General features: G+C 67.3%; 7 protein-coding genes. 4 read left to right on the forward strand and 3 right to left on the reverse strand.

Annotated elements, in window-relative coordinates; genetic code table 11:
* Positions 1-134 precede the first annotated feature (134 nt).
* From aceK to G369_RS0133840, 3 genes are read right to left on the reverse strand one after another with little or no spacing between them, the layout of a single operon-like run.
* A complete protein-coding gene (aceK, locus tag G369_RS0133830) occupies positions 135-1,955 on the reverse strand; it encodes a bifunctional isocitrate dehydrogenase kinase/phosphatase (protein WP_019658509.1) in 1,821 nt (606 codons plus the stop codon).
* 42 nt (positions 1,956-1,997) lie between these two features.
* Entirely contained in the window at positions 1,998-2,738 is a 741-nt protein-coding gene (gene can, locus G369_RS0133835; RefSeq protein ID WP_019658510.1) for a carbonate dehydratase, read from the reverse strand.
* A 26-nt stretch (positions 2,739-2,764) separates the two neighbouring features.
* Entirely contained in the window at positions 2,765-3,199 is a 435-nt protein-coding gene (locus tag G369_RS0133840; protein WP_019658511.1) for a MerR family transcriptional regulator, read from the reverse strand.
* A gap of 119 nt (positions 3,200-3,318) precedes the next feature.
* On the opposite strand from G369_RS0133840, the gene G369_RS0133845 reads away from it, so the two are divergent.
* From G369_RS0133845 to G369_RS0133860, 4 genes are all read left to right on the forward strand, one after another.
* Entirely contained in the window at positions 3,319-4,389 is a 1,071-nt protein-coding gene (locus tag G369_RS0133845; RefSeq protein ID WP_019658512.1) for an MBL fold metallo-hydrolase, read from the forward strand.
* A 9-nt stretch (positions 4,390-4,398) separates the two neighbouring features.
* Complete coding sequence (locus G369_RS0133850; protein ID WP_019658513.1) at positions 4,399-5,712, forward strand: leucine-rich repeat-containing protein kinase family protein; 1,314 nt, start codon at positions 4,399-4,401, stop codon at positions 5,710-5,712.
* Positions 5,709-6,629, forward strand: coding sequence for a pseudouridine synthase (locus tag G369_RS0133855; protein WP_019658514.1), 921 nt, complete (start codon positions 5,709-5,711; stop codon positions 6,627-6,629). The genes G369_RS0133850 and G369_RS0133855 overlap by 4 nt, the downstream gene beginning before the upstream one ends.
* A gap of 72 nt (positions 6,630-6,701) precedes the next feature.
* Positions 6,702-7,472 (forward strand): SDR family oxidoreductase, encoded by a 771-nt coding sequence (locus G369_RS0133860; protein WP_019658515.1) that lies wholly within the window; start codon positions 6,702-6,704, stop codon positions 7,470-7,472.
* Positions 7,473-7,706 lie beyond the last annotated feature (234 nt).

Consider the following 7,706-nt stretch of genomic DNA (forward strand, 5'->3'; position numbering starts at 1 on the left):
AAAAAATCGGGTGTCCGGATGCAGAGGGCGCCGAGGTTTCGCGAAGGTCGCGGAAGAAGACCACTCAAGGATCTGCCGTTTCCTTTTGCGCTCCTTGCGCGATCTTCACGTCGTCTGCGTCCGGCTGTCGGTTTCTAGAAGTGTGTCGCGTGCCCCTCATGTCTGAAGCGCTGCGACTCTTCGTACGGGAACACGTCCAGCATCTGCCCGGCCTGGATGCGTTCCTTGTGGTGCTGCCAGAAGGCGGCGTCGAGCAGGTCGGCGTGGTGTGCCATGAAGGCCTCGCGCACGTCCTTGTTGCCCAGCAGGAAGGGCTCGAAGGTCTCGGGAAAGACGTCCTTCGGGCCCACCGAATACCAAACCTCGCCGCTCATCTCGTCCTCCTCGTTGCGCGGCGCGGGCACCTTGCGGAACTGGCAGTCGGTGACATATTCGATCTCGTCGTAGTCGTAGAACACGACCTTGCCGCCGCGCGTGAGGCCGAAGTTCTTCCAGAGCATGTCGCCGGGGAAGATGTTGGCGGCCACCATGTCCTTGATCGCATTGCCGTATTCGACCACCGCATGCGCGAGCTGCTCCTTCGCGCGCTTCGCATGCGCCGGGCTCTCGGGGTTGGCCAGCGCGTCGAAGGCCTCCTGCAGGTAGATGTTCAGCGGGATCATGCGCCGTTCGATGTAGACGTGCTTCACCACGAGCTCCATCTCGCCGTTGCCGTCGCGGTCGCCGATCTCCAGCTGGCTGGGTGCGAACCTGCGGATTTCCTCGATCAGCTCGGGCTCGAAGCGGTCCAGCGGAAAGCCCACGTCGCTGTACTCCAGCGTGTCGGCCATGCGGCCCACGCGGTCGTGATGCTTCACGAGCATGTACTTGCCCTTGATCTGCTCGCGCGTGGTGTCCTTCTGCGGCGGGTAGAAGTCCTTGATGACCTTGAACACGAACGGGAACGAAGGCAGGTCGAACACCAGCATCACCATGCCCTTGATGCCGGGCGCGATGCGGAAGCGGTCGCTCGAGTAGTTCAGGTGCGAGAGGAAGTCGCGGTAGAAGAGCGTCTTGCCCTGCTTCGCGAGGCCCAGCGCGTTGTAGATCTCGGCGCGCGGCTTGCGCGGCATCAGCGAACGCAGGAACTGCACCCAGGCAGAGGGCACTTCCATGTCGACCATGAAGTAGGCCCGCGCGAAGCTGAAGAGCATCTGCAGGTCGTCTTCACCGAAGAGGGCCGCGTCGATGTAGAACCGGCCGCGGCTGTCGTGCAGTATGGGCAGCGAGAACGGCAGCTCGGTGAAGCCGTTCATGATCTTGCCGACCACGTACGCGCCCTTGTTGCGGAAGAACAGCCCCGACAGCACCTGCAGCTGGAAGTTGGCGCGCAGCTTGACCTGGTGGAAGCGGCCCAGGATGGCGCTCGCCACGCGTTCCGCGTCGCGCCGCTTGTCGGCGAAGCTGCCGATCAGCGCGAAGTCGTCGAGCATCTGCTCGATGGTGTCGGCCAGCGTCTCGGGCCGGGGGTAGTAGGGGCGGTAGGTCGGTGCGCCGCGCGGCTCGATGTACTCGGTGCTGATGGCCGGTCGAACGAAGATGAAGTCGTTCTGGAAGTAGGCCCGGTGCAGCATCTTCGTGGTCACCGAGTTGAAGAAGGTCTCGGCCAGCTCGGGCTGGTGATGGTCCACCAGCAGGCCGATGTAGTGCAGCTTGGTCTGGTGCCACACGTCCATCGGCTGCTCGCCCGCCTTGAACTCCTTCTCGAGCCGGGCCACGGCCTCGCTCACGCGCAGGTCGTAGAACTCGATGCGCTCGCGCTGCGCGCGCTGCTGGCCGTGCCAGTCGGCGGTCTCGAAGCGGTGCTTGGCACGCGCCGACTCGGCCCTGAACAACCGGTAGTGCCGGTTGAAGCCGTCCATCATCGCCTTCGCGATGTCGTAGGCCAGCGGCGAATCGAGGCGCTGCGGGAACATGACGGGCGAAGCAGAGGCTGGAAGGCGGCGGGCCGCTCGGCGTCAGGACTGGCCGGAGCTCTCGGCCTTGGGCTGCGCGCTCCGCGCCCCCACCGATCTCACCAACTCGCCGGGCTTGCTCCACTTGTGGCGGATGCGCTGCACGGTGGCCTTGTAGGCGGCATCCATCGGCTGGGTGCCGTCCACGCTCAGGCCCAGGTCCTGCAGCAGGCCGTCGTGCACGCCGAAGGTCCAGCCGTGGATCGTGACCTTCTGGCCGCGCGCCCAGGCATCGACCATCACGGTGCTCACCGCCACGTTCACCACCTGCTCGGCCACGTTGAGCTCGCACAGCGCATCGACGCGCGCTTCCTCGTCGGGCAGGCTGTCCAGCATCACGTGATGGCGGTCGCGCACGTCCTGGATGTGGCGGATCCAGTTGTCGGCCAGGCCGATCCGCGCGCCGCTGAGCGCGGCCTTCACGCCAGCGCAGCCGTAGTGGCCCACCACCATGATGTGCTCGACCTTCAGGTGCTCCACCGCGAACTGGATCGCCGAGAGCGCGTTGAGGTCGGAGTGGACCACGATGTTGGCGACGTTGCGGTGCACGAACACCTCGCCCGGTTCCAGGCCGGTGATCTGGTTGGCGGGTACGCGGCTGTCGGAGCAGCCGATCCACATGTAGCGCGGCGTCTGCTGCTTCACCAGGCTGGTGAAGAAGCCGGGCCGGTCGCGTTCCATCTGGGCGGACCAGGCACGGTTGTGAGCGAAGAGATCGTCGAGGGTCTGGGATTTGTCTGGCATGGTCGATATTGTCGGTGAGACGTGCTTCAGGCCTTGGCTTCGGCCTGTCCGTTGGCCTTGCCGGCCTTCTGTGCCTTGCTTTTCTGCGCCTTGGCGAGCGTTGCCCGCCCTTTCTTCTCGTGCTCCTTCACTTCCGCGAGGTTGGCCTGCAGCTCGGCGAGCTGCGCTTCCAGCTGGGCGCGGTGGGCGCCCAGCACGCCGAGGAAGCGCTCCAGCTGCGGCACGGTGTCGCGGGGGCTGTCGTACATGTCGAGGATGTCCTTGGCCTCCGTCAGGCTCAGGCCGAGGCGCTTGGCGCGCAGGGTGAGCGTGAGCCGCGCCCGGTCGCGCGCGCTGTAGATGCGCTGCAGGCCGGCGCGCTCGGGCGAGAGCAGGCCCATGTCCTCGTAGAAGCGGATCGCCCGCGTGGTGAGGTCGAATTCCTTCGCGAGCTGGCTGATGGTGAAGGTCTGCGCGGGCATGAAGACAGTGGCGGAAGGAGGGCCTTGTTGGGGGCGTTACGGGCGCGACAGCAGGTTTGCGCCGCGATCCCTACAATGGTGCCCTTGACTCATGACGTTTACGTAAACGTCAATCTTACATGAACCTCCTCGAACGCGAACTCCACTACCCCCTCGGCGACACGCTGCCCGAACCCGGCCAGGCCCTGGAGGTGGCTCCCGGCGTGCGCTGGATCCGCATGCGGCTGCCCTTCGCGCTCGACCACATCAACCTCTGGCTGCTGCGCGACAGCATCGACGGCGTCGAGGGCTGGACGGTGGTGGACTGCTGCATCGCCCGCGACGAGGCGCGCGCGCAGTGGGAGCAGGTGTTCGAGACACAGCTGCAGGGCATGCCGATCCTGCGCGTCATCGTCACCCACATGCACCCCGACCACATCGGCTTGGCCGACTGGCTGTGCAAGCGCTGGAACGTGCCGCTGTGGATCAGCTCCACCGACTACCACGTGGCCCGCGTGCTCAGCACCGCCGGCGACACCCTCGCCGGGGGCGAGCAGGCGGCGCGCTTCTTCGCCTCGCACGGCCTGACCGACCCCGAGGCGGTCGCCAAGATCCGCGCGCGCACCAACTACTACGCGAACATGGTGCCCTCGGTGCCCGACAGCTTCGTGCGCATGCTCGACGGCGACGTCGTCGACATCGGCGGCCACGCCTGGCGCTGCATCAGCGGCTACGGCCATGCGCCCGAGCACATCTCCCTGTACTGCGACGAGCTCAAGCTGCTGCTGGGCGGCGACATGATGCTGCCGCGCATCTCGACCAACGTGAGCGTACACGCGGGCGAGCCCGAGGCGAACTCGCTGCGCCTCTTTCTCGACAGCATCGAGAAGTTCAAGGCGCTGCCGGCCGACACGCTGGGCCTGCCCGCGCACGGCAAGCCGTTCCGGGGCATCCATCGCCGCGTCGAGCAGCTGCAGGAGCACCACCGCGACCGGCTGGCCGAGCTGCTCGAAGCCTGCACGGCGCGCGGGCTCACGGCCGCGGAGGGCCTGCCGATCCTGTTCAAGCGCGAACTCGACCTGCACCAGATGACCTTCGCGATGGGCGAGACCGTCGCGCACCTGCACCTGCTGTGGTTCGCGGGCCAGGTGCGGCGCGAGCTGGGCAAGGACGGCGTCTACCGCTTCGGTCCCAAGGCCGCGGCGGCTTAGACTCGCCGGATGGACGACATGCTGGCTCAGCTGCGCGCGGGCCGGCTGGCAGGCGCGACACGAATCGATCTCTCCTGCGGGCTCACCGAGTTTCCGCGGGAGGTGTTCGATCTCGCCGATTCGCTCGAGGTGCTGAACCTCTCGGGTAATGCGCTCGACACCCTGCCCGACGACCTGCACCGCCTTCACAGGCTGCGCGTTCTGTTCTGCTCCGACAACCGTTTCACCGCGCTGCCCGAATCCATCGGCCGCTGTCGGAGCCTCGACATCGTGGGCTTCAAGGCCAACCGCATCCGCAGCGTGCCGGCTGGCGCGCTGCCTGCGTCGCTGCGGTGGCTGATCCTCACCGACAACGAGATCGAGGCGCTGCCCGATTCGCTGGGCGACTGCGCCCGGATGCAGAAGCTGATGCTCGCGGGCAACCGGCTGCGCACGCTGCCCGACTCGATGGCGAAGCTAGAGCGGCTCGAGCTGCTGCGCATCTCGGCCAACCGCTTCGAGGCGCTGCCCGGGTGGCTGCCGGCGCTGCCGCGCCTTTCGTGGCTCGCCTGCGCTGGCAACCCCTTCGACACGCAGGCCGAAGACGCCGCCATCGCCGCCCGATCGGTGCCGCACGTCGATTGGCGCGAGATCGTACTCGGCGAGAAGCTCGGCGAAGGCGCGTCGGGCGTGATCCATCGCGCGACCCTGGGTGCCGATTCCCAACCGGTGGCCGTCAAGCTCTTCAAGGGCGCGGTCACCAGCGACGGCTGGCCGCACAGCGAGATGGCCGCCAGCATCGCGGCCGGCGCGCATCCCACGCTGATCGCCGCGCGCAGCCGCATCGACGGGCATCCCGAAGGCACCGAAGGTCTCGTGATGGCGCTGGTCGATCCGGCCTTCGCGACCCTCGCGGGGCCGCCCAGCCTCGCGTCGTGCACGCGCGACGTCTATGCCGAGGAAGCGAAGTGGAGCACCGCCGTGGCGCTGCGCATCGCCTGCGACATCGCCTCGGCCGCGCAGCATCTGCATGCGCGGGGGATCGTCCATGGCGATCTCTACGCGCACAACATCCTGTGGCATGCCCAAGGGGGCGGCCGGCTCGGCGACTTCGGCGCCGCGTGGCTCACCGGTGCGCTCGATGCGAAGCAGGCGCGGGCATTCCAGTCCCTGGAGGTGCGCGCCTTCGGCTGCCTGCTGGAAGAGCTTCTGCAGCGCTGCACCGACACGCCGCCGCAGGAGACGGTCGCTCTGAAGGAGCGCTGCCTCGACGCCGACGCGGCGGCACGCCCCACCTTCGCCGAAATCCTCTCCGTGCTGCAGAGGCACGCGCCTCGCCCATGACCCGCCGCCGGCCGCCACGGATGCCGCTGCCCACGCGCGAGGGCGTGGGCCCGAGCTGCATCGGCCTGCCGCACGGTACATGGCCGACCATCGCCGAGTTCCTGATCGAGCGCTTTCCCGTCATCACGCCCCAAGCCTGGATGGAGCGCATCGAAGCGGGAGAGGTCGTCGACGAGCACTGCGTGCCCGTGACCGCCACGCGCCGCTACCAGTCGCCGCTGCGCGTGTACTACTACCGCACGCTCGACGGCGAGACGAGCATTCCCTTCGAGGAGGAGGTCGTCTTCCAGGACGACCAGCTGCTGGTCGTCGACAAGCCGCCCTTCGTGCCCGTGACGCCCAAGGGCAAGTACCTCAAGGAAAGCCTGCTGGTGCGCCTCAAGCGCAAGCTGGGGCTCGACGACCTCGTGCCGCTGCACCGCATCGACCGCAGTACCTCGGGGCTGGTGCTGTTCTCGGTGAAGCCCGCCACGCGCGGCGCCTACCAGTCGCTGTTTCCCGAGCGCCGCATCGCCAAGCACTACGAGGCCGTGGTGCCGTGGCAGGAGGGCGTGTCGTCGGTGCCGGAGGTCTACCGCAGCCGCCTCGTGGACGACGACCACTTCATGCGCGTGCGCGAGGAACCCGGAGAGCCCAACTCCGAGACCCGCATCGAAGTGCTGAACGTGCAGGACGGCCTTGCGCTGCTGCGGCTGTCGCCCATCACCGGCCGCAGGCACCAGCTGCGCGTGCACTGCCTGGCGCTGGGGATGCCGATCGTGAACGACCCGATCTACCCCGTGCTGCTGCCCGAGGGCGCCGACGACTTCGCCCGGCCCATGCAGCTGCTCGCGCGTTCGCTTTCGTTCGCCGACCCCGTGACGGGGGCGCAGCGCAGCTTCGCCAGCCGCCGCAGCCTGCTGCTGACACCGAAGTGACGCGCGCGCGGCGCCGCGCGCAATAAGCTCGGTTTCCTGAACCCGATCACTCATTCAGGAGACATCCGCACCATGGACACCACCCAACTCTTCTCGCTGAAGGGCCGCACCGCGCTCATCACCGGCGGCTCGCGCGGCATCGGCCGCATGATCGCCGAGGGCTTCCTCGCGCAGGGCGCGCGCGTCTACATCTCGGCGCGCAAGGCCGCGGCCTGCGACCAGACGGCGAAGGAGCTTTCGGCATTCGGGCACTGCGTGTCGCTGCCGGCCGACGTGTCGACGCTCGAGGGTGCGCAGGCGCTGGTCGATGCCTATGCGAAGCACGAAGGCTCGCTGGACATCCTGGTGAACAACGCCGGCGCTGCCTGGGGCGCGCCATACGAGGAGTTCCCCGAAAGCGGCTGGGACAAGGTGGTCGACCTGAACCTGAAGACGCCGTTCTTCCTGACCAAGGCCCTCACCCCGATGCTCAAGAAGGCCGCGACGGACCACCTGGCGAAGGTGATCAACATCGCCTCGATCGACGGGATCTCGATCAATCCGCAGGAGACGTACTCCTATGCGGCCAGCAAGGCGGGCTTGATCCAGCTGACTCGCCGGATGGCGCTGCGGCTGGCGCAGGACCGCATCGTGGTCAGCGCGATTGCGCCTGGGGCGTTTGCTTCGGACATGAACAAGGTGGCTCGTGACCACGGGGATGAGATCAAGGGGCGGATTCCTGCGGGGCGGATCGGGGTGCCGGAGGACATGGCGGGGGCTGCGATCTACCTGGCTTCCAGGGCTGGGGACTATGTGATGGGGTCTACGTTGGTGGTGGATGGGGGGGTTACTCACGCTCGGTGAGTTGGTTGTTGTTGCTGGCTGCTTGTTTCCCGGGGCCGGGACTCGCCCCGGCAGGCGACCTACTTTTCTTTGTCTCGCCAAAGAAACGTAGGCAAAAGAAAGGCGACCCCGCTGTCTGCGACCCCTTCGCTGCGCTACGGGGCAACCTGCGGTGCTCGCGTTTCGCGGGGTCTCGCCCAAACTCGCTTCGCTCAGACAAGGGCGAGCCCTGATCCGCGAAACGCTGCGCTCCTC

The sequence above is a fragment of the Variovorax atrisoli 110B genome (assembly GCF_000382045.1).
Taxonomy (GTDB): Bacteria; Pseudomonadota; Gammaproteobacteria; order Burkholderiales; family Burkholderiaceae_C; genus Variovorax; species Variovorax atrisoli.